Raw genomic sequence first — 1105 nt, 5'->3', positions numbered from 1 at the left:
TTAAAACTAACTATTAAAAAACATTCCGAATATTCAATTTTATTATTTATTGCAAAGAAAAAGTCCTTTATAATAGATAAGTCAGGTGGTAACCGTCCAAATCCACTAATAAAGGACATCTCACATGGACGAGATTACACGAAAAAATTCATTTGGACAATGGTTTTCACCAATTAATTCTCAATTATTTGAGGAACAAGTGAAAACATTGAAATTAGATTTCTATACGAAAAAGTTAACGACGGAGTCGTTTCTGAAATTACTGCTTTTTGCACAACTGCAGGAAGTCGAAAGTCTTCATGCACTAAGTGACTTTCTTTTCGATGACCAGCTTCACAAATCTATCGACCTTGAGTCTATTAGCATTTCTCAGCTGTCACGCCGTTTAAATGGATTGAATCCAGATTTGTTTCAGCGACTTTTTCTTGATTTGGTGTCTCAAATTCACGTCAAAACGCATTACACGAAACTTGTGATGCCATTAAAAATCATCGATTCAAGTACATTGCCACTCAATTTGACGAATCATAAATGGGCTGAATTCCGTAAAACAAAAGCAGGAGTAAAGTTGCATCTGCGTCTTGTGTTTATGGAAAAAGGAACTTCCTATCCTGAGAAAGCCATTATTACAACAGCCAAAGAACATGACCGTGGCCAGCTTGAAATCATGGTCGAAGATAAAGAATGCATGTACGTGTTTGTGGTTACATAGATTACGAACGTTTTGACCGAATGACTGATGATGGGTACTTTTTTCTCTCAAGGCTGCGGAAAAACGCTGTTATTCGTGAGGTTTACAACTTTAAACTGCCCAAAAATTCGTCTGTTTTATCAGACCAAATGGTCTTAATCGGTACCACACAAAACCGCGCTGAAAATTACTTTCGCTTGATAAAAGTCTTGGATTCAAAAGGAATGAACTTCATTTAATCACAAATCGTTTTGATTTGAGTGCTGAAGAAATCTCAGAAATGTACAAATCACGCTGGGCCATAGAATTGTTCTTTAAATGGATCAAACAACATCTCAGTATTAAAAAATTCTACGGTCAAAGTGAATGGGCGATTGTAAATCAGGTATTTATCGCACTTATTGTTTTTTGTCT

1 pseudogene is annotated in these 1105 nt (G+C 35.7%); it reads left to right on the top strand.

Annotated features, from left to right (window positions below):
- Positions 1-124: 124 nt before the first annotated feature.
- Positions 125-1105: pseudogene (locus BFU02S_RS15925) on the top strand (IS4 family transposase); the annotation flags it as partial.

This window comes from Neobacillus fumarioli NBRC 102428, assembly GCF_001591485.1.
GTDB classification, from domain to species: domain Bacteria; phylum Bacillota; class Bacilli; order Bacillales; family Cytobacillaceae; genus Neobacillus; species Neobacillus fumarioli.
The sequence above is the reverse complement of the archived record's forward strand: the minus strand, read 5'-3'. Positions and strand labels throughout refer to the sequence as shown.